Here is a 20,537-nt window from a genome sequence, read left to right as displayed (position 1 = left end):
GCAACCGCCTGACTCAGCATCCACATCCGGGAACTAGTCGCCGAGGCGCAGGCCGGTCTTGGTGTCGAACAGGTGCACGTGGCCCGACTGCGGACGGACGTAGATGGCCTCGCCCTTCAGCGGGGGACGCCGACCGTCGACGCGTGCCACGATGTCGTGGTCCTTGCCGTCGAGCGTGGTGTGGCCGTAGACGTAAGCGTCGGCGCCAAGCTCTTCAACAACGTCAACTTCGACCTTCAGGCCTTCACCCTGCGGTGCGGTCTCGAGGTCTTCCGGACGGCTGCCCAGTGTAACGGTGCTGCCGTGTGCCTCTTCGAGGACATCGCGGGGAACCGGGTAGACGGTTCCGCCGAACTGGACGCCGCCGTCGACGACGGGGAGTTCCAGCAGGTTCATGGCGGGGGAGCCGATGAAGCCGGCGACGAAGACGTTCTTGGGCTTGTCGTAGAGGTTGCGCGGGGTGTCAACCTGCATCAGCAGGCCGTCCTTCAGCACAGCCACACGGTCACCCATGGTCATGGCCTCGACCTGGTCGTGGGTCACGTAGACGGTGGTGACGCCCAGGCGGCGGGTCAGGGATGCGATCTGCGTACGGGTCTGCACGCGGAGCTTGGCATCAAGGTTGGACAGCGGCTCGTCCATGAGGAAGACCTGCGGGTTACGCACGATGGCGCGGCCCATGGCAACACGCTGGCGCTGACCGCCGGAGAGTGCCTTCGGCTTGCGGTCCAGGTACGGCTCGAGGTCGAGAAGCTTTGCTGCTTCGCGGACACGCTCGGCGCGCTCTTCCTTGCTGACGCCGGCAATCTTCAGCGCGAAGCCCATGTTGTCCGCAACAGTCATGTGCGGGTACAGAGCGTAGTTCTGGAAGACCATTGCGATGTCGCGGTCCTTCGGCGGAACGTCGGTGACATCGCGGTCACCAATGAGGATGCGGCCTGCGTTGACGTCCTCGAGGCCGGCGAGCATGCGCAGCGAGGTGGACTTTCCGCAACCTGAGGGTCCAACGAGGACCAGGAATTCGCCATCGGCGATGTCGATGTTGAGCTTATCGACGGCGGGCTTTTCTGTGCCCGGGTACAGACGCGTAGCGTTATCAAAAGTAACTGTTGCCACAGTTATCAATCCCTTCACCGGCAGGTACGTGCCGGACGATCCGTTGTGAATGGTTCATATTTATTCAGTTGTCCACGGTTTTTCAGCCGTGTACTCCCCGGCCGAAGCCGAGGAGTATCGCGTGACGCCGCACGGTGTCTGTGCGCCACATCACAAACAGAGTATGTCAGATTTTATTCATTATGTTGCAAATGTTACGGAGGTCACATGTGAGATCCGTAACGCGAGGCGCGGACTACGCTGACCCGGACACCGCCTGGGCGCGTTCCCTGAGCAGGGTCTCGAGCAGTTCGGCAATGTGCACCGGAGCCTCGACGCGGAACTGCGCCTGGGTGAAGTCCAGTCCCACCTTCACGCCCACATCCCCGGGGTAGAGACGTCCCAGGGCGTCTTCATCCGTTGTGTCGTCACCCGCGAACACCACTGCCGTTGCGCCGGTCGCCTGGCGGAGGAACGCCATGCCTTCGCCCTTGGAGGCGTGGACTACGGACGTCTCCAATACGCGGTGGCCGTTCTTCAAGTACACGTCCGCGCGGTCCTGCAGAACCGCGCGGGCCGCGGCGACGGCGTCTTCCGCCACGTCGTCGGCAGCCAGCCGGGTGTGGAGCACCACGCCCGCTGGCTTGTCCTCCAGCAGTGTGCCAGGCGCCTGCTCCACAATCTCTTCGAGGATGCGGCGGACGTCCGCCAGCAGGGTCAGCTGTTCCGGGTCCAGCGTGAGTTCGGACGAACCCGGTCCGAGCCAGGCTTCGGCCCCGTGGCTGCCGATCAGAAGAGTCTCGGGCGGCGGCGAAGCTACCGCCCGGAGGCTGGCGAGGGCCCGGCCCGAGATGAGGGCCGTCGTCGTGCGCGGGAGCCCGGCCAGGCCGGCAAAAGCGGTGGCGGACCGGGGGAGCGGGCGGGCGTCAGCCGCGTGGTCAACCAGCGGGGAAATGGTTCCGTCGAAATCCATGGCCACGAGCAGGTGGTCGGTGGCGGCAACCTCCTTCAGGGCTGCCAGGAGTTCCGGCTGAAGGGTGAGGGGCGTCGTGCCCGGAGCGGCATCAGGAGTCATCGCGGACCACTTTCTCTTTAAGCGCTGCTAGGAAGTCTGCTGACCAGAGGTCGACGTCGTGGTCCAGGATCTGCTTGCGCATGGACCGCATCCGCCGGGAAGCCTCCGCCGGCTGCATGTCCACGGCCTTCATGATGGTGTCCTTGAGGCCATCGATGTCATGCGGATTCATCAGGAGAGCCTGTTTGAGCTGGTCCGCGGCACCGGCGAATTCGCTGAGCACAAGGGCGCCGTCGTTGTTGGTTCGGGCTGTCACGTACTCCTTGGCCACCAGGTTCATGCCGTCCCGCAATGCGGTGACCAGCATGACGTCGGCGGCCAGGTAAAGAGCCACCATTTCGTCGATGGGATAGCTGTGGTGCAGGTACCGCACCGCCGTGTTCTGCATGGTGTCGTAGGTGCCGTTGATGTGGCCCACGGTGCCCTCCACCTCTTCACGAAGGAGGCGGTATTGCTCCACGCGCTCCCGGCTGGGGCTCGCCACCTGGATCAGGGCCGCGTCCTCCACCGTGACCTTGCCGTCGGCCAGCAGCTCCTCATAGGCCTTGAGCCGGTGGCGGATGCCCTTGGTGTAGTCGAGGCGGTCGACGCCGAGGAGGATGGTCTTGGGATTGCCGAGGTCCCGGCGGATCTGGTGGGCGCGCTCGATGATCTCGGGATTGCGTGCCAGTTCGCTGATCTGCTTGACGTCGATGGAGATGGGAAAAGCCTGCGCGCGGGCGATGTGGGTGGTTCTGCCGTCAGGGCCCTTGACGTGCACCTGCTGCTGCTTGACGCTCGCACCCAGGAAGCGCCGGGCGGAACGCATGAAGTTTCCGGCGTCGCTGCTGCGCTGGAAGCCCACGAGGTCCGCGCCGAGGAGGCCGTCAATAATGGCTTTGCGCCAGGGGAGCTGGGCGAAGATTTCCGGCGGGGGAAAGGGAATGTGGTTGAAGAACCCGATCTTCAGGTCCGGGCGTGCTTCGCGGAGCATCTTGGGAACGAGCTGCAGCTGGTAATCCTGGACCCAGACGGTGGCTCCCTGGTCGGCATGCCGTACGACGGCGTCGGCGAACCGCCGGTTGACCTTCCGGTAGGAGTCCCACCACGTGCGGTGGAATTCCGGCGGCGCGATCACATCGTGGTACAGCGGCCAGAGGGTGGCGTTTGAGAAGCCCTCGTAGAACAGCTCGACGTCGTCGTTGCTCAGCTGCACCGGGACCAGATCCATGCCGCCGTGGCTGAAGGGCTCGATGGTTTCATCCGGGGCGCCGTGCCAGCCCACCCAGGCGCCGTCGGTCTTGGTCATCATCGGAGCCAGTGCGGTTACCAGGCCGCCCGGTGACCGGCGCCAGCCGTCCTCGCATCCGCTGTCCTCCGGTGCGCAGCGGTCAACCGGCAGTCGGTTGGACACCACCATAAAGTCATACAGCGCGGCTTCCGCGTGGCTGTCGCCCGGAGCGGGCTTCCCGTCAGCGTTTGCTTCGGGTTTTTCACGGTGCGTAGTGTGCATTGGTGCCCCCTGGGGTTGCTAATAGCTCAACGTCAACCCTAGCCGGACGGAATCTTCCCTGCTATTCATCCGTTGGGAAGGCTGACGGAAACTTGAAAGCGCAAGCTCTCAGGTTTCTCCCCTAAACTGAAAAAGTTGCCACTGACGTGGTCCGCACCTGGCCGATCGACACGAGGAACTGATGAGCGCCGCAAACGAACCCCGCAAGTCCAAAGCAGAACGCACTGCCGAGGCCCGCGAGAAAGCCCGTGAGATCCGTGAGGCGCAGCTGAAGAAGGACAAGCGCAACAAGCTCCTCATCGGCTGGGGCATCGTGGTGGCCGTCGTGGCCATCCTCGCCATCGTTGCCCTGGTGGTCAGTACCAACATCCGGAATAACGCCCCGGTCGCAGACGAAGGACCCACGCCGGCCAACGGCAACATCCACGGCGGCGTGACGCTGCTGGCCAACTCCGAGGTCGTGAAGTCCGATCCCGCCACGGTCAACGTCAAGGACGTACCGGCCAAGCCGGCAACGCCCCCTGCCGAGGTGACTGCTCCCGGCGCCGAAGCGGAAGCGGGCAAGCCCGTGAAGGTGGTCGTCTACATCGACTTCATCTGCCCGGTCTGCAAGCGGTTCGAAACCACTTATAACGAGCAGCTGACCAGCCTCCGCAACGAAGGCAAGATCTCGCTCGAGTACCGGCCGCTCGGCTTCCTGGACCAGCAGTCCACCACCAACTACTCCTCCCGCGCGGCCAACGCCGCAGCCTGCGTGGTCAACGAATCACCTGAAAAGTACTCTGACTTCGTCAACGCTCTCTTCGACAAGCAGCCGACCGAAGGCGGAGCCGGCCTGTCGGATGATGAGCTGAAGAAGATGGCCACCGACGTGGGTGCCAAGAGCATCGATTCCTGTGTGGAAGAGAAGAAATACCGGCCATATGTAAAGGTGGCCACGCTGGAAGCTGCGGCCATCGGTGTGAGCGGTACTCCGACTGCCTTCGTGGACGGCAAGCAGTGGGGCAAGGGCGATTCCGCCAACACTGACCTCATCCCGTTCATTCAGGCCGCCATCGACGCCAAGGGCTAGCAGCCGCCCGCCGCGTACAGCCGTTCAGTGGCCCGGTTCCGGAACAATCCGGAACCGGGCCACTGCCGTTTTTACCGGGGGGCGTCCTTGGGCTAACCTTATCTAGCACCGGATCTTGCCCAGCACCTGGCACTGCACGGTGCGCCTGATCCGTCAGGCAGAAACAATGCACGCCTCCTTAGCTCAGTTGGCCAGAGCACCGCTCTTGTAAAGCGGGGGTCGTCGGTTCGAATCCGACAGGGGGCCCTGTACGCCGCCCGCACGGGCCACGTCCGCGGCCGCACGTCCGCGGCGGGGCCGGCGTCTGGCTACGAGTCGGCGTCTATCTTCTCCAGCAGGTCCTTGGCGGCTTTGGCGATTTCGTCATGGTTATATTGCGCCGCCCGGCTTTCCAGGGAAACGACTGCGCAACGGTGAACCTTCTTGAAATCGCCAAAAGGAAAACTGACACTGCCCTTTGTGCCTTCGGATTCCTCCGGGTCCAGCCCCAGGTGCCACTTCGAAAACTCCGAAAAGCCGTGCTTTTCGATAAAGGCATTTTCCTGGTCAGCGGACGGTGCGTGCTCGCTCCAGTCGTCCCGCGTGTCGCGGACAACCTTCCCGTCCTTCACGAGGCTGCGGGCGTTGTCCAGTGCCTTCTTGTTTAGCTTCGTGGCCATGCCATACCTCCGGGGATCTCGGGTGTGCTGTCCCTCAAGGCTAAAACCACCTGCCCCGGCCCGCCAGAGCCCCGGCCCGGAGTTGTAACGACGCGGAGACTGCGCCGAAACGTGCCCACAACATGGCGCGCCTACCTTGAGCGTATGACAACACGCCTGCTCGCCAGAATAGCCTCGTGGTTCGAGGCCCGGCCCACGCCGGCCGCTGCGGTCTCCCCTGAAGCCAGCGCCTGGGAACAGGGAAATGCCGCCATCGCCGATGTCACCCGGTGGGGCTGGCTCCCGGCGCTCAGCGGGGTGTCCGTTGCGGCCGATCACGCCGCGAGGGCGCACCGGGATACGGGCGGCACTGCAGGCCGGGGATAGCCGCCGGTCTGATGTTCAGACGGCCGGGCGGCAGCACGGGGCGACGCAATTTGTCGGGTTGAACACACTATTCCTCAACAACCCGCGTAATGCCCTAAACTGCTTCACTGAGGTGCCTGAAATGGCGCTGTGCAGCAACGAAAGTGAACCACGCTATGGCTACCGATTACGACGCCCCACGCAAGACAGAAGAAGAGTCTCCCGCAGAATCTCTGGAGGCCCTTCAGGCGTCGCGCAGCGGTGGAGTCCAGACCGCCGTCATCGACGTTGATGAGAACGACACGGCCGAGGGCATTGACCTTCCCGGTGCGGATCTTTCCGGCGAAGAGCTCACGGTCACTGTTGTTCCCGAGCAGTCCGATGAATTCACCTGCTCCTCCTGCTTCCTGGTCCGTCACCGGTCCCAGGTTGCCCGCGAAAAGAACGGCATGAAGTACTGCCGCGACTGCGAAGGCTAAGCCACTTTCCGACGCGCTCCACAACTTCACAGCAAGGAACGACGTAGGCGCCGGCAGCCCGAAAGGGCGGCCGGCGCCTCGCTGCATCCGCAGGGATTAAGTCCACCGCCGCCGCCGTTATCCGACATCACGGAACCACGCCCAAAATCCGTCTGGAGGGCTTCCGAACGCCGCCAAAGCCACCGCCGCAACACCGTCTTGTAACCTGCGCCGAGGCACGCTAACAGTTGGGTGCCGAACGGATTTCAGCCCTCGTTTTCGCCTGCCCGGACTCCTACGCTTGAGGTATCTCATCACTTCCGAGGGTGGCTCAAATGAAGAAATTTCAAGTATGGCTGGCGGCAGTCCTGATGGCGGCCGGACTTGGCTTAGTGGCTCCGGCGCCGGCATCCGCCTCCTACTGCGGGCTGGCCTGGGGATCTCTGGAGAAATCCGAGGCAACCATGAGCACCGGAAAGGTCACGAATGTCCGGACGGGGCAGCACTACTGCTTCGACCGCCTGGTGGTTGACCTCAACGGGCCTGTGGAGGGCTACACCGCACGGTACGTCCCCACAGTGGTGCAGGATGGTTCGGGGTTCCCGGTTCCCCTGCGGGGCCGGGCGTTCCTCCAGATCACTGCCACTGGGCCGGCTTATGACGATGGCGGCAACTCGACGTACAACCCGGCCGACAGGAATGAACTGACCAACGTCGGCGGCTACCAGACCTTCCGCCAAGTGGCGTGGGCGGGGAGTTTCGAAGGGTACTCGAACGTCGGCCTTGGTGTCCGCGGACGCCTTCCCTTCAGGGTGTTCACCCTGGATGGGCCCGGGGCGGGATCACGCCTGGTGGTTGACGTTGCACACTACTGGTGACAGGCGCTAGCCAAACGCACTGCAGGCCCCGCTCCGGAACATCCGGGACGGGGCCTGCGGCCGTGTGGGTCCAACGCGCTGGGTGCCGGGAGGCCTTACTCGGGCACTACCAGGGCAGGGGTGTCCTTGCGTATGGTTTCGCCGCGGAAGAACCCGGGCCGCAGCCTGGCCATGATGAGCATGAACACGGCGCCGAGGGCGAGGATTCCGACGCCGAGGACGAACACCAGCCCCACGCCGAAGATCTCGGATCCGCTGCCGAATTCCGGCGCCCAGCTGTCAGCGGCCGTCTGCAGAAACACCACGAGCAGGCCGAGTCCGCCCAGCAGCGGGCAGAGCAGCCGCAGCATGAAAAGGCGGAAGCTGCTGAAGACGCTGTTGCGGAAGTACCAGACGCACGCGAACGCTGTCAGCCCGTAGTAGAAGCAGATCATGAGTCCGAGGGCGAGGATGGTGTCGTTGAGGACGTTTTCGCTGACCACGTGCATGATCGCGTAGAACCCCGCTGAAAGGACGCCCGCAGCGACGGTGGCGAAGCCCGGCGTCGCAAACTTCTTGCTCAGGTGGCTGAAGGGCTTGGGCAGGGCGCCGTAGTGCGCCATGGCCAGCAGGCTGCGGGACGGCGAGGTGAACGTGGACTGCAGCGACGCCGCGGAGCTGGAAAGCACGGCCAGGGACATCAGGATGGCGAAGGGGCCCATGATCGGGGAGGCCAGCGCGGTGAAAATGTTGGCGTGGTTCTCCTCGTTGTTCAGGCCGACGCCCTCGGTGCCCACGCCGGCGAACATCATGGTGGCGATGGTCACCAGCAAGTAGATGCCCAAAACCACGACGGCGGTGAGGGTGCCGGCAATACCCGCGGTCTTCTTGCCGTTGGCCGTTTCCTCGTTCACGGTGAGGCACACGTCCCAGCCCCAGTAAACGAAGATAGACAGCGAAATTCCGGCGGCAATCTGCCCGAAGGTTTCGATCTTGGTGACGTCAAACCATTCCCAGCTGAACGGGATGGAGGTTTCCGAGGAAGACCAGTTGGCGAAGGCCATGGCAACGAACAGCCCAAGCACCAGCAGCTGGAAGCCCACCAGGCCGTACTGCACGATCTTGGTGGTGTGCAGCCCGCGGTAGCTCACCCAGACGGCCAGCGCCACAAAGACAAAGCAGGTGGCCACGTTGAGGAGCTTGTTGGCGGCAAGGTCCGCCAGTTCCGGCGTACCCGTGAGCTGGGCGAGGAACAGGTAGAAAAAGTCCACCGCCACCGCAGCCAGGTTGGACAGCACGATGATGTTCGCCGCCAGGAGACCCCAGCCGCCCATCCAGCCCACCCACGGGCCAAAGGCCTTGGTGACCCAGGTGAAGGTGGTGCCGCTGTCCGGCGAGTCAGCATTGAGCTCCCGGTAGGCAAGGGACACCAGGATCATGGGGATGAAGCCGATGAGGAAGATGACCGGCAACTGCAGCCCGGCCTCGTTCACAGTGGGGCCGAGGGCGCTCGTCAGCGTGTACGCCGGGGCGATAGTGGAAATGCCGAGGACGACGACGGCGAGGAGGCCCAGCTGGCCGCCCTTCAGTCCCTTTCCGGTAATGCCGTGCGGCGTGCCCGGCGCGTCAGCGCCGGCTGCCCCGGTGCCGACTGTTCCGGCCTCGGAGCTGTGTCGGATGGTTTGGGTCATGTCCGTCCCTTTCTGGGAGTCAGCACGGTTCTAGGAAGCAGCAGGCTGCTGCTGGGTGATGCAGTGGATGCCGCCGCCCCGCGCGAACAGCTCGCGGGCGTCGATGCCCACGATCCTGCGCCCCGGGTAGGCGTCGGCAAGGATCCGAAGGGCCTTTTCGTCGTTGGGGTCCGCGAACGTGCAGGCAATCACTCCGCCGTTGACCACGAGGTGGTTGATGTAGCTGTAGTCCACGAATCCCTCCTCGTCCGTCAGCGCGGCGGGAGCGGGGACTTCGATGATCTTCCACTCCCTGCCTGCTGCGTCCCGCGTAGTAGAGAGGAATTCGATGATCTCGCGGCTGACCTCGAAATCCGGATGGCCGGGATCCTGCTGGGAATGGACCAGCAGCGTGCCGGGGGAGGGGATGGCCGCCACGATGTCCACGTGCCCGCGGGTGCCGAACCGCTCGGAGTCCCGGGTGAGGCCCCGCGGCAGCCAGACGACGTGGGTGGCGCCGATGGTCCGGGCGAGCTCGGCTTCCACCTCCGCTTTGGACACTCCGGGGTTGCGGCCCGGATCCAGCTGCACGGTTTCGGTCACCAGCACGGTCCCCTCACCGTCCACGTGGATTCCGCCGCCCTCGTTGACCAGGTCTGAGGCAAGGTGGCGGGCCCCGGACCGGCCGGCGACTTCGGCCCCGATCAGCGAGTCCTTGTCCCAGCGGGCCCAGTCCTGGCCGCCCCAGCCGTTGAAGACCCAGTCGACGGCGCCGAGGCGGCCGGCGTCGTCCAGGACGAACGTGGGGCCGATGTCCCGCATCCACGCGTCATTGAGATCCGCGGTGAGCACCTCAACGGCCGGATCCAGGTAGCGGGTGGCGGTGTCGACGTCGTCGGGGGTTACCACCACGGTGACCGGCTCAAATTCGACGGCGGCATTGGCGACGGCGGCCCACACGGACCGCGCCGCATGGGCATCTTCCGCCGTGTCGCCGAGGGTGTAGCCGCCGGTGGGGAACGCCATCCAAACACGTTCCTGCGGCGCGGTCTCGGCGGGCATGCGCCACCGGCTCATGCGGTCACCTCGTGGTATGTGGGTGCTTCGCCGCCCAGCGGCTCGCTGCGGCGGACGGGTTCCGTGAGCCGTCCGTAGGTGTCGGGGCGGCGGGTGGCAAGGAACGGGAACAGCGTGAGCCAGTCCTTGCGCTGGTCCAGGTCCAGATCGGCGACGAGGACTGCGGATTCGTCGCGGGGAGCCTGGGCCAGGATCCGGCCGTAGGGGTCCGAGATGAACGAGGAGCCGTAGAAGTTCAGCGTCCCCTCGCTTCCCCAGCGGTTCGGCACCACCATGAACAGGCCGTTGGCGATGCCGTTGCCGACGATCACCTGCTGCCAGAGCGGCTGGGTGTCAAAGTCCGGGTGGTCCGGTTCTGAGCCGATGGCCGTGGGGTAGACCAGGATCTCCGCCCCGCCCAGGGAGTACAGGCGGGCGAGCTCGGGGAACCATTCATCCCAGCAGGTAGGCATGCCCAGCCGGGCTCCGCCCAGTTCGGCAGGGGAGTGGACCTCGTAGGCGTCCTGCGCGGCCGGGCCGTGGCGGAAGAACTTGTCCTCGTAGTACCCGGCGGTCACCGGGATGTGCAGCTTGTGGGTTCGGGCCAAGAGTTCACCCTCGGGGGACACGAGGATGGCGGTGTTGAGTCCCAGGCCGTCGTCCGAGCCGTCCAGGTTCTCCGCGCGCTGGTACAGGGAGGCATGGATGCAGACGCCGTGCAGGCGGGCGGCCTCAGCGGCGAAACGGAAAGTGGGGCCGGTCAGTAGGTCCTCGGCGAAGTCCGAGGGGCGGGGGCGCACGGCCCACGAGCGGGACGTGTCGTTCTCGGGTAGCGTATCCGCCGGGTAGCGGGAGAGCGTGAGTTCCGGGAGGAAAACGACGGTGGCTCCCAGCCCGGCTGCGCGTCCGATGCCCTCGTCCAGTTCCGCGCGGAGTTCGGCAGGGTCCGCGTGCCAGCGGTGCTGGACCACTCCGATCCTCAGCGCAGGACGTTCGGAGGGCTGGGTCCGCGCGAGCGAAACGGGCGGTGTCAGGCAGGTGATTTCGATCATGGTGAATACTCCAGTGAGACGGCGGTCACTAAATGAATGACGTTCATTTAGTATCCACGCCCCGCCACCGCATGGCAAGGGGAAAAATGAACAAGCATCATTTTGTTAAGCCGGAGGCGAGAATCGGTAGCGCCGCTGTGTCGGCTGGGATAGTTTCGAATTACCCGAGAAACCGCTGATACCAGGAGGATCAATGAAGGCATCACCGACGCTGACCAACAATCTGCAGGCTGTGCTCGCGGACTTGATTGAACTGCACATCCAGGGCAAGCAGGCGCACTGGAACATCGTGGGAACAAACTTCCGTGACCTTCACCTGCAGCTGGATGAAATCATCGATGCGGCGCGGAACTTTGCCGACGACATGGCCGAGCGCATGCGCGCACTCCATGCCCTGCCGGACGGCCGCAGTGCAACTGTTGCGGAATCCACCAGCCTCGCCCAGTTCCCGCAGGGGCTGATCAGCACCAAGGACGCCGTCGACCGCATAGTGGCCGCGCTTGAGGCTGCCGTGGGCACGATGCGTAAGGTCCACGACGAGGTTGATGAAGAGGACCCCACCACCGCAGACCTGCTTCATGAGTTCATTGCGAAACTCGAGCAGTACGCCTGGATGGTGGGCGCGGAGAACATGAAGGCTTCGGCCAGCGTGACCACTCCCGACAGCAAGTAGCAACGCCAGCAAGAACCTCGACAGCAAGGGAGGCCTGTTGCGGCGACGCACGCAGTCGCCGACAACCACCCGGGAAGCCCGGAGCCGGATATCCATCCGGTGCCGGGCTTCTCTTTTGCCGGGCTCCCTTTGGCGGACCAGGGGGTGCCCCTACTTCGCCGTCGGCACCTTGCGGAGCCTGACGGCGGTCAGGACCGCAGCCGCGGCCATCAGGACCAGCGCGATCGCTGCCGTGATGTGGACGCCGGAATCGAATGCCGCCCGGGCGGCGTCCGTCAGGGACTCGGCCAGCGGAGCCGGCAGCGTGCCGGCAAGCTCAACTGCGCCGGCGAGCGTTTCGCCGGCCTGCCGGACCGCCTGGCCGGACGCTGCCTCGCCGACGCCCGCCGGGAAGTGGAGGTTCTGCTGGTAGGAGGCCGTCAGGATGGAACCGAGAATGGCGGTGCCGAGAAGGGATCCCACTTCATAGCCGGTCTCCGAAATCGCGGATGCGGCGCCGGACTTCTCGGCCGGGACCGAGCCCAGGATCAGGTCATTGGAAATGGTCTCGGCAGCTCCCACGCCCAGGGCAAGGATCAGCAGGGCGCCCAGCAGCAGGGCCGGGCCAGAGCTGTGGTCACCGAAGGCCACCACGAAATAGCCGGCTGCGCTGAACGAGAGGCCCCCGGCCACAACGAAGCCGGGACGGACCTTCCGTACCAGCGGTACCACCAGCAGCCCGGCGGCGACGGTTGCCAGCAGGGCCGGAATCATGGCCACCCCCGAGGCTGACGGCGACATGCCTTCGAGCAACTGCAGGTGTTGGGCCAGGAACAGGATGAAGCCGTTGAAGGAGAACAGGGCCAGCACATTCGCCGTAATCGCGGTGCTGAAGACACGGTTGGCAAAAAGGGACATGTCCAGCAGCGGTGCCGGCAGCCGCAGCTGGCGGCGCACAAAGACCGCCCCCATGGCCAGGCCAAACGCGATGATGGCCAGCGGCGCCGCCCCCGGCCCGTGGGTCGCCAGTTCTTTGATGCCGTAAACCACCGGCACCATGACGAGCAGCGACAGGACGATGCTGGGCAGGTCCACCCGGCCCGGAGCGGGATCCCGGGATTCCGGTATGAACGCCGGTCCCAGTATCAGCAGTGGAAGCATGATGGGCACGGCCACCAGGAGCACCGCACCCCACCAGAACTGCTCCACCAGCCAGCCGCCGAAGATCGGCCCAAGGGCCGCGCCGCCGGAGAATCCCGCCGCCCAGATGGCCACAGCCAGCCGGCGCCGGTTCGGGTCAGGGAAGATGTTGCGGATCAGGGACAGCGTGGATGGCATGAGCATGGCGCCGAAGAAGCCCAGTGCTGCCCGTCCCGCGATCAGCCATTCGGCACTGGGAGCAAATGCGGTGGCGGCGGAGACGGCGGCGAAGCCGGTGCTTCCGATCAGAAGCAGCCGGCGGCGGCCGATCCTGTCGCCGAAGCTCCCCATGGCCACCAGGAGTCCGGCCAGGACCAATGGATAGGCGTCAACGATCCAGAGCAGCTGAACGCCGCTGGTCTCCAGGCTGCGGGCGATTGCCGGCAGCGCAAACGTCAGGGCGGTGTTGTCTACTGCCACCAGCAGAACCGGAAACATAAGCAGGCCGAGGGCCAGCCAGTCCCGCCAGGAACTGGCGCGGGGAGGGGCCGCGAGGGCGGACGGGTTGCTGGGGCGGACGGCGGCGGACGGGGTCATGGATTTAACTATACCGTCCAGACGGTACAGTTAAGAAATTGACTCCCGGACCGGCATGATGGGAACCATGGCAAGAAAACCCGTCGCACGTGAGGCCGTCCTCGACGCCTTCGAATCCCTCCTCATCGAAGTGGGGGAGCGGGCGGCAACCCTGGACGCCGTAGCGAAGCGGGCCGGGGTTTCCAAGGGTGGCCTGCTGTACCACTTTCCCAACAAGGAAGCGCTGATCGGCGTGCTGCTCGACCGACTCGATGAGTTTGCGGTTGCGGACACCGAGGCCATGGCCCAGGCGCCTGAAGGCGCAGCGGCGTACTTCATCAGGTCCTCTGTCTGGGATGACACGCCGCTGGACCGCGCCGTCGTCGCCGCCACCCGGCTGGCCGAGGTGGCACACGAGGAAACGCGCCGGAGGTTCGCCCGGATCCAGCAGCGCTGGCTGGAGGCGATCGCTGCCGACGTTGGCCCCGCGGTGGCCCGGGCCGTTCTCTACATGGGCGATGGCCTGTATTTCAACGCGATGCTGTCCATCGGGCCGGCTGCGACACCGGCCCAGACGGCCACCGACGTCGAGAGCCTTTTGGCGGCACTGGAGCGGCTGCGCGCCTGACGCGGCGGGCCGCGTAACGCTGAGTCCGCTACTCGCCGGCGGTTTGCAGACGCGTCTCCGGCGTAGGACAATGGAGGCTGTGACTGTTGTCACCGCTAACTAAATATGCCTTTGATCTGCGGCGGGAGAGTTCTGCAAGTAGGTACAAGCAGGCGCCGTAGGAGCAAATCCTCCCCAGGAATCTCTCAGGCCCATGTACCGCCGCGGCAAGGCAACTCTGGAAAGCAGCAGGCTGTCCGCCCCGTGTCCCAATCCTGTTGAGGACACGGAACCCTGACATGCTGTGCTCACCGACGGTGCAAGCGGAGCCATGCGAAAGCGCGGCTGCGCGGAAACTCTCAGGTCCAATACAGAGTGGGGAGGAACCCGAATCGATGTGGCGTACCCTGCGCCGCCTTAGTTATGGAGTTCCTTGTGACTGTCAATTCAGCCTCCACTTCCTTCGTTGACCGCCATATCGGCGCGCGCCGCGAAGCCGACGTCGACGCGATGCTCAAGGCTGTCGGCTACGACACCGTTGACTCGCTGGTGGACACGGCCGTTCCGAAGGATATCCGGCAGGATTCGCCGCTGGAGCTCACCGCGGCCCTCAGCGAAGTGGAAACCCTGACCGAGCTGCGCAAGCTTGCCGCCAAGAACAAGACTGCCGTGCAGATGATCGGCCAGGGCTACTACGACACGGTCACCCCGCCGGTGATCCGCCGCAACATCCTCGAAGCGCCGGCCTGGTACACGGCCTACACTCCCTACCAGCCCGAAATCTCCCAGGGCCGGCTCGAAGCCCTCCTCAACTTCCAGACCATGGTGCAGGACCTGGTGGGCCTGCCCATTGCCAACGCGTCGCTGCTCGATGAAGCCACCGCCGTGGCAGAGGCCGTGCTGATGATGCGCAGGGCCAACAAGGATAAGGAAGCCCGTGAAGGCAAGACCGTCCTGGATGCCGACTGCCTCCCGCAGACCATCGCCATCGTCAAGGGCCGCGCGGAAGCGCTCGGCTTCGAGGTTGAGGTTGCGGACCTCTCCAAGGGACTTCCTGACGGCGTCATCAACGGCGTTGTCCTCCAGCAGCCCGGCGTTTCCGGCCGTGTTTTCGACCACTCCGAGGTCATCGCTGCCGCGAAGGAACGCGGCGCTCTGGTGACCGTCGCCGCCGACCTTCTGGCCCTAACCCTCATCACCCCTCCCGGTGAGCAGGGCGCTGACATCGCTGTCGGCTCCGCCCAGCGCTTCGGTGTTCCGCTGTTCTACGGCGGCCCCCACGCTGCCTACATGGCTGTCCAGAAGGGCCTTGAGCGTTCCATGCCGGGCCGTCTGGTCGGCGTTTCGAAGGATTCCACCGGCCTGCCGGCGTACCGGCTTGCCCTGCAGACCCGCGAGCAGCACATCCGCCGCGAGAAGGCCACATCCAACATCTGCACCGCGCAGGCCCTCCTGGCCATCGTGGCGTCCATGTACGCCGTTTACCACGGCCCGGAAGGCCTGAAGGCGATCGCTGAGACCGCCCACGGCCACGCCAGGACACTGGCCACTTCCCTGAAGGCCGCCGGCCTGGCCGTCCAGCACACCAGCTTCTTCGACACCGTCACCGTTTCCGTCAAGGGCAAGGCAACGGACATCCTGGCCGCTGCCGAAGCCAAGGGCATCAACCTGCGCGGAATCGACGCCGATACGGTGGGCATCTCAACTGATGAGGCAACCACCGACGCTGTCGTGGCCAACGTACTGGCCGCCTTCGGCGCGACTGTCGCAGACGCCGACGGCGACTTCCGCCTGGATGCCGCCGTCGAACGGTCCTCCGACTACCTGCAGCACCCCGTCTTCCACACCCACCGCTCCGAAACGCAGCTGCTGCGCTACGTCCGGAAGCTCTCGGACCGTGACCTCGCGCTGGACCGGACCATGATCCCGCTGGGCTCGTGCACCATGAAGCTGAACGCCACCGCCGAAATGGAAGCCATCTCCTGGCCCGAGTTCGCGTCGATCCACCCGTTCGCTCCGGACTCCCAGACCGAGGGCTGGCGTGAACTCATCGCCGATCTCGAAGCCCAGCTGACCGAAATCACCGGCTATGACCAGGTGTCCATCCAGCCCAACGCAGGATCCCAGGGCGAGCTCGCCGGCCTGCTCGCCATCCGCGGCTACCACCTGTCCCGCGGCGACGAGCAGCGCAACGTCTGCCTGATCCCGGCGTCCGCACACGGCACCAACGCCGCTTCGGCGGTCCTGGCCGGCATGAAGGTTGTTGTGGTTGCCACGGCGGCCGACGGCACGATCGACCACGCCGACCTGAACGCCAAGATCGAGCTGCACAAGGACGCCCTGTCCTGCATCATGATCACCTACCCGTCCACCCACGGCGTGTACGACGCCGACGTCCGGGAAGTCTGCGACGCCATCCACGCCGCCGGCGGGCAGGTGTACATTGACGGCGCCAACCTCAACGCCCTGGTGGGACTGGCCCAGCCCGGCAAGTTCGGCGGCGACGTCTCGCACCTGAACCTGCACAAGACCTTCTGCATCCCGCACGGCGGCGGCGGCCCAGGTGTCGGCCCGGTCGCAGCGAAGGCGCACCTGGCCCCGTTCATGCCGGGCAACGCGGCTGATCCGGCCAACGGCGCCGACGGCACGCCCATCTCGGCCTCCAAATACGGATCCGCCGGCGTGCTGCCCATCTCGTGGGCCTACGTGAAGCTGATGGGCGGCCGCGGACTGACAGATGCCACCAAGTCCGCGCTGCTCGCTGCCAACTACATTGCAGCCCGCCTCAACGATTTCTTCCCGGTCCTCTACACCGGCGAAGGCGGCCTTGTGGCGCACGAGTGCATCCTGGACCTCCGGGAGCTGACCGCCAAGACCGGCGTCACGGCCGAGGACGTGGCCAAGCGGCTGATCGACTACGGCTTCCACGCGCCGACCCTGGCTTTCCCCGTGGCCGGCACCCTGATGGTGGAGCCCACGGAGTCCGAAGACCTCGCCGAGATCGACCGCTTCATCACCGCGATGATCTCCATCCGTGCGGAAATCGACCAGGTGGCACACGGTGACTTCACCCTCGCGGACAGCCCGCTGCGCAACGCGCCGCACACGGCTGCTGCCGCCATCAGCACCGACTGGAACCGCAGCTACCCCCGCGAACAGGCAGTGTTCCCTGTGCACTCCCTCAGGCAGGACAAGTACTTCCCGCCCGTGGGCCGGATCGACGGTGCCCTTGGGGACCGCAACCTGATCTGCTCCTGCCCGCCGCTTTCCGAGTTTGAAAACTAAGGACTCTACGATGACTGAGAACTACACGGCGCTCTACGAAGAGCATAAGAAGCTCGGCGCCTCCTTCACCGACTTCGGCGGGTGGCAGATGCCGCTCAAGTACAGCTCCGAGCTGGCCGAGCACCACGCCGTCCGCAAGGCGGCAGGTATCTTTGACCTCTCCCACATGGGCGAAGTCTGGGTCACCGGCCCCGATGCCGAGGCCTTCCTGGACTATGCCCTCGTCGGCAAGATTTCGGCGATGGCCGTCGGCAAGGCCAAGTACTCGCTGATCTGCAACGAGGACGGCGGCATCATCGATGACCTCATCACCTACCGCCGCCCTGCTGCCGCAGACCCCGCACAAGGGAGCACGGACAGGTTCCTGGTGGTCCCTAACGCCGGCAACGCCAAGGTCGTGGCCGATGCCCTGGCTGAGCGGGCCGGTTCCGGCAAACAGGGCGGCTTCGACGTCGTCGTCGACGACGTTTCCGCTGCCACTTCGCTGATCGCCGTCCAGGGTCCGAAGGCCGAAGGCATCCTGCTCCGCCTCGTCCCCGCGGCCCAGCACGAGCTGGTCACCGGCCTGAAGTACTATGCCGCCGTCGAGGTTCCCTTTATGGTGGCCGGCCGCAGCACCGACCTCCTGCTCGCCCGCACCGGTTATACCGGCGAGGACGGTTTCGAGATCTTCGTGGAGAACGACGACGCCGCCGCCCTCTGGCAGGCAATCGTCGCCATCGCGGATGAAGGGGAGCTGACGCCTGCCGGCCTGGCCTCCCGCGATTCGCTCCGCCTCGAAGCCGGCATGCCGCTGTACGGCAACGAGCTGTCCATCGACGGCGACCCGTTCGCCGCCGGCCTGGGACCCGTCGTCGCGCTTTCCAAGGAAGGCGACTTCGTGGGCAAGGAGGCACTGGCGGCCAAGAAGGAAGCCGGCGCAGGATCAACCAGCGGCCGAAAGCTCATTGGTCTCAAAGGCCTCGGACGCCGTGCCGGCCGCGGCCACTACCCGGTCCTCAAGGACGGCAACGTGGTGGGCGAAGTGACGTCCGGCCAGCCCAGCCCGAGCCTCGGCTACCCGGTCGCCATGGCCTACGTCGATGTCGAGTTCACCGAGCCCGGCACCGCCCTGGACATCGACCTCCGGGGCAAGGCGGAGCCGTTCGAAGTCGTCGCACTGCCTTTCTACAAGCGCGCAAAGTAGCCCGGGCTCCGCTGTTCCCGGCTCTGGGGCCCTGGCTGGCTCCGGGGCCGGCACCGGTGGCCCCGTCGGGGCTGACATCCTCCGCGTGCTCGGTCGCGTAGACGCCCGCTGGGCGGACGTGACGCTCCCTTAGACGCACGCTTCCGGATGCCAGCCCCGAAGGGGGCTGGCAGCTCACCTTCGGACAAACGGACAAGGCAAGACCGCTCCGGCCGTCCCGCCTTCGAAAGCCAACGGTGCTGGGGGATGGACCGCCTGCCGCGCAGGTGGGCTGGTGCGCACCCCGACAAGCTCGATCATTGGGGGTTGAGCTTGTCGAAACGCTTGCAGCGAACTCGGACCCCCGGCGCCGTACGGAACCAACAGATTTCAAACGTAAGGAAAAAAACATGGCAAAAGTTGCCGCTGAACTGCAGTACTCCGACGAGCACGAGTGGGTTGCCCGGGATACCGGCAACGCCGGATCAAATATTGTGTCCATCGGCATCTCCGCCGTGGCCACGGACGCCCTGGGCGACATCGTCTACGTGGACCTTCCCGAGGTTGGCTCGACCGTGAGCGCGGGGGAGACCTGCGGCGAAGTCGAGTCCACGAAGTCGGTCTCGGACCTGTACTCCCCGGTGACGGGCGAGGTCACGGAGATCAACCCCGCCGTCGTCGACGATCCGGCCCTGATCAACAGCGATCCGTACGGCGCCGGCTGGCTCTTCAAGGTGGCCGCTGAATCCGACGGCCCGCTGCTCTCCGCGCAGGAATACGCGTCCAAGAACGGCGGCGAGCTGTGAGCGGGGCAGGTGCCGCAGGCACCGCAACGGCGTTTGAGCAGGTAGTCTCGCCGAGCCTGGACGCCCAGCTGTCAGAGCTGGACCCGGAAATCGCGGCGAAGATCGACGACGAGCTGGCCCGCCAGCGCACGGGCCTGGAAATGATCGCTTCGGAGAACCACACCGCCGCGGCCGTGATGCAGGCGCAGGGCTCGGTGCTGACCAACAAGTACGCCGAGGGCTACCCGGGCAAGCGCTACTACGGCGGCTGCGAGCACGTTGACGTGATCGAGCAGTTGGCCATCGACCGGGTCAAGGCCCTGTTCGGCGCGGAATTCGCCAACGTCCAGCCGCACTCCGGCGCGCAGGCCAACGCTTCGGTGATGCACGCCCTGATCAAGCCCGGCGACACCATCATGGGCCTGAACCTGGCGCACGGCGGCCACCTCACGCACGGCATGCGGATCAACTTCTCCGGCCGGCTGTACAACGTCATCCCGTACCAGGTCCGCGAGGAGGACCACCGGATCGACATGGCCGAGGTGGAGCGCCTGGCCCAGGAGCACAAGCCGGCCCTGATCGTTGCCGGCTGGTCCGCGTACGCACGCCAGCTGGACTTCGCCGAGTTCCGCCGGATCGCCGACTCCGTGGGCGCCTACCTGATGGTGGACATGGCGCACTTCGCCGGGCTCGTCGCGGCCGGGCTGCACCCGTCCCCGGTCCCGCACGCGCACGTCACCACCTCCACCACGCACAAGACCCTGGCCGGTCCGCGCGGCGGGATCATCCTCTCCAACGACGCCGGCATCGCCAAGAAGATCAACTCCGCGGTGTTCCCCGGCCAGCAGGGCGGCCCGCTGGAGCATGTGATCGCGGGCAAGGCCGTGGCGTTCAAGATCGCCGCGTCCGCGGAGTTCAAGGAACGCCAGGAACGCGTCCTGGCCGGTGCCCGGATCCTGGCCGACCGGCTGGTCCGGCCGGACGTCACCGCGAAGGGGATTAACGTGATCTCCGGCGGCACCGACGTGCACCTGGTCCTGGTGGACCTGCGCAACTGCGAGCTGGACGGCCAGCAGGCCGAGGACCGCCTCGCGGAAATCGACATCACGGTCAACCGGAACGCGGTACCGTTCGATCCGCGCCCGCCGATGGTCACCTCCGGGCTGCGCATCGGCACCCCGGCCCTGGCCACCCGCGGTTTCGGCGAAGCGGCCTTCGCCGAAGTTGCAGACATCATCGCCGAAGCACTGACCGCCGACGCCGGCACGGACCTCTCCGGCCTGCGTTCCCGGGTCGAAGCCCTCGCCGACGCCCACCCGCTCTACCCCTCGGTTGCCAACCTGGGCTAGAGGCCGTATTACAGAAGTAGAGATCACGACACCGGGCGGCCGCCACAAGCTGCCGCCCGGCGCCGCGCATCAGGCAATGCGCCCGCCGCCCGGCGAGTACGCGGCCTTCCGGCAGGACCATCTGCCGGACCACAGTTAGACCTAGTT

At 65.6% G+C, this 20,537-nt stretch carries 18 protein-coding genes, 1 tRNA gene and 1 riboswitch; of the genes, 11 read left to right on the top strand and 8 right to left on the bottom strand.

Features of this window, described 5'->3' with window-relative positions; translation table 11 throughout:
* Window positions 1–33 precede the first annotated feature (33 nt).
* From J2S97_RS11210 to J2S97_RS11200, 3 genes are all read right to left on the bottom strand, one after another.
* On the bottom strand, window positions 34–1,116 hold the full coding sequence (locus tag J2S97_RS11210) for an ABC transporter ATP-binding protein (protein WP_307049345.1): 1,083 nt from the start codon (window positions 1,114–1,116) through the stop codon (window positions 34–36).
* Between the two features lie 235 nt (window positions 1,117–1,351).
* Window positions 1,352–2,170 carry a trehalose-phosphatase gene (otsB, locus tag J2S97_RS11205; protein ID WP_307049343.1) on the bottom strand — a complete coding sequence of 273 codons (819 nt, stop codon included), beginning with the start codon at window positions 2,168–2,170 and terminating at the stop codon, window positions 1,352–1,354.
* On the bottom strand, window positions 2,160–3,662 hold the full coding sequence (locus tag J2S97_RS11200) for an alpha,alpha-trehalose-phosphate synthase (UDP-forming) (RefSeq protein WP_307049341.1): 1,503 nt from the start codon (window positions 3,660–3,662) through the stop codon (window positions 2,160–2,162). Before J2S97_RS11200 ends, otsB begins: the two co-directional genes overlap by 11 nt.
* Before the next feature lie 181 nt (window positions 3,663–3,843).
* On the opposite strand from J2S97_RS11200, the gene J2S97_RS11195 reads away from it, so the two are divergent.
* Both J2S97_RS11195 and J2S97_RS11190 read left to right on the top strand, forming a co-directional pair.
* Window positions 3,844–4,734, top strand: a complete 891-nt coding sequence (locus tag J2S97_RS11195) for a DsbA family protein (protein ID WP_307049339.1) — start codon at window positions 3,844–3,846, stop codon at window positions 4,732–4,734.
* Between the two features lie 172 nt (window positions 4,735–4,906).
* Window positions 4,907–4,980: transfer RNA gene (locus J2S97_RS11190), tRNA-Thr, on the top strand.
* A 62-nt stretch (window positions 4,981–5,042) separates the two neighbouring features.
* On the opposite strand, the gene J2S97_RS11185 is transcribed toward J2S97_RS11190, so the two are convergent.
* Window positions 5,043–5,393 carry a hypothetical protein gene (locus tag J2S97_RS11185; protein ID WP_307049338.1) on the bottom strand — a complete coding sequence of 117 codons (351 nt, stop codon included), beginning with the start codon at window positions 5,391–5,393 and terminating at the stop codon, window positions 5,043–5,045.
* Window positions 5,394–5,537: 144 nt separating this feature from the next.
* On the opposite strand from J2S97_RS11185, the gene J2S97_RS11180 reads away from it, so the two are divergent.
* From J2S97_RS11180 to J2S97_RS11170, 3 genes are all read left to right on the top strand, one after another.
* The gene (locus J2S97_RS11180; RefSeq protein WP_307049336.1) at window positions 5,538–5,759 is read left to right on the top strand and encodes a hypothetical protein; all 222 of its coding nucleotides are present in this window, start codon (window positions 5,538–5,540) and stop codon (window positions 5,757–5,759) included.
* A gap of 155 nt (window positions 5,760–5,914) precedes the next feature.
* Window positions 5,915–6,217 carry a DUF4193 domain-containing protein gene (locus J2S97_RS11175; RefSeq protein ID WP_307049334.1) on the top strand — a complete coding sequence of 101 codons (303 nt, stop codon included), beginning with the start codon at window positions 5,915–5,917 and terminating at the stop codon, window positions 6,215–6,217.
* Window positions 6,218–6,531: 314 nt separating this feature from the next.
* Entirely contained in the window at window positions 6,532–7,074 is a 543-nt protein-coding gene (locus J2S97_RS11170) for an AMIN-like domain-containing (lipo)protein (protein WP_307049332.1), read from the top strand.
* A 95-nt stretch (window positions 7,075–7,169) separates the two neighbouring features.
* Here the strand turns inward: J2S97_RS11170 and J2S97_RS11165 are convergent, their stop codons facing one another.
* The 3 genes from J2S97_RS11165 to J2S97_RS11155 are packed head-to-tail and all read right to left on the bottom strand — an operon-like array spanning window position 7,170 to window position 10,831.
* Window positions 7,170–8,744 carry an APC family permease gene (locus J2S97_RS11165; RefSeq protein WP_307049330.1) on the bottom strand — a complete coding sequence of 525 codons (1,575 nt, stop codon included), beginning with the start codon at window positions 8,742–8,744 and terminating at the stop codon, window positions 7,170–7,172.
* Window positions 8,745–8,774: 30 nt separating this feature from the next.
* Window positions 8,775–9,800, bottom strand: coding sequence for an agmatine deiminase family protein (locus tag J2S97_RS11160; RefSeq protein WP_307049328.1), 1,026 nt, complete (start codon window positions 9,798–9,800; stop codon window positions 8,775–8,777).
* Window positions 9,797–10,831, bottom strand: a complete 1,035-nt coding sequence (locus J2S97_RS11155; protein ID WP_307049326.1) for a nitrilase-related carbon-nitrogen hydrolase — start codon at window positions 10,829–10,831, stop codon at window positions 9,797–9,799. The genes J2S97_RS11160 and J2S97_RS11155 overlap by 4 nt, the downstream gene beginning before the upstream one ends.
* Before the next feature lie 193 nt (window positions 10,832–11,024).
* Here J2S97_RS11155 and J2S97_RS11150 point away from each other — a divergent pair, with 193 nt between their 5' ends.
* Window positions 11,025–11,504, top strand: a complete 480-nt coding sequence (locus J2S97_RS11150) for a Dps family protein (protein ID WP_307049324.1) — start codon at window positions 11,025–11,027, stop codon at window positions 11,502–11,504.
* A 150-nt stretch (window positions 11,505–11,654) separates the two neighbouring features.
* Here the strand turns inward: J2S97_RS11150 and J2S97_RS11145 are convergent, their stop codons facing one another.
* Entirely contained in the window at window positions 11,655–13,220 is a 1,566-nt protein-coding gene (locus J2S97_RS11145; RefSeq protein WP_307049322.1) for an MFS transporter, read from the bottom strand.
* Window positions 13,221–13,287: 67 nt separating this feature from the next.
* Between J2S97_RS11145 and J2S97_RS11140 the strand changes: the two genes are divergently transcribed.
* The 5 genes from J2S97_RS11140 (at window position 13,288) to glyA (ending at window position 20,390) form a co-directional block, all read left to right on the top strand.
* Complete coding sequence (locus J2S97_RS11140) at window positions 13,288–13,827, top strand: TetR/AcrR family transcriptional regulator (RefSeq protein ID WP_307049320.1); 540 nt, start codon at window positions 13,288–13,290, stop codon at window positions 13,825–13,827.
* Window positions 13,828–13,939: 112 nt separating this feature from the next.
* A riboswitch (glycine riboswitch) is annotated at window positions 13,940–14,038 on the top strand.
* 191 nt (window positions 14,039–14,229) lie between these two features.
* Window positions 14,230–17,091, top strand: coding sequence for an aminomethyl-transferring glycine dehydrogenase (gcvP, locus tag J2S97_RS11135; RefSeq protein WP_373460541.1), 2,862 nt, complete (start codon window positions 14,230–14,232; stop codon window positions 17,089–17,091).
* Window positions 17,092–17,101: 10 nt separating this feature from the next.
* Window positions 17,102–18,277: a glycine cleavage system aminomethyltransferase GcvT gene (gcvT, locus tag J2S97_RS11130; protein WP_307049316.1), complete on the top strand. Its 1,176-nt coding sequence runs from the start codon at window positions 17,102–17,104 to the stop codon at window positions 18,275–18,277.
* A gap of 389 nt (window positions 18,278–18,666) precedes the next feature.
* Window positions 18,667–19,062, top strand: coding sequence for a glycine cleavage system protein GcvH (gene gcvH, locus J2S97_RS11125; RefSeq protein WP_307049314.1), 396 nt, complete (start codon window positions 18,667–18,669; stop codon window positions 19,060–19,062).
* Window positions 19,059–20,390 (top strand): serine hydroxymethyltransferase, encoded by a 1,332-nt coding sequence (glyA, locus tag J2S97_RS11120; RefSeq protein ID WP_307049312.1) that lies wholly within the window; start codon window positions 19,059–19,061, stop codon window positions 20,388–20,390. Before gcvH ends, glyA begins: the two co-directional genes overlap by 4 nt.
* Window positions 20,391–20,537: the final 147 nt, after the last annotated feature.

It is taken from the genome of Arthrobacter oryzae, from assembly GCF_030812315.1.
GTDB classification, from domain to species: domain Bacteria; phylum Actinomycetota; class Actinomycetes; order Actinomycetales; family Micrococcaceae; genus Arthrobacter; species Arthrobacter oryzae_B.
The sequence above is the reverse complement of the archived record's forward strand: the minus strand, read 5'-3'. Positions and strand labels throughout refer to the sequence as shown.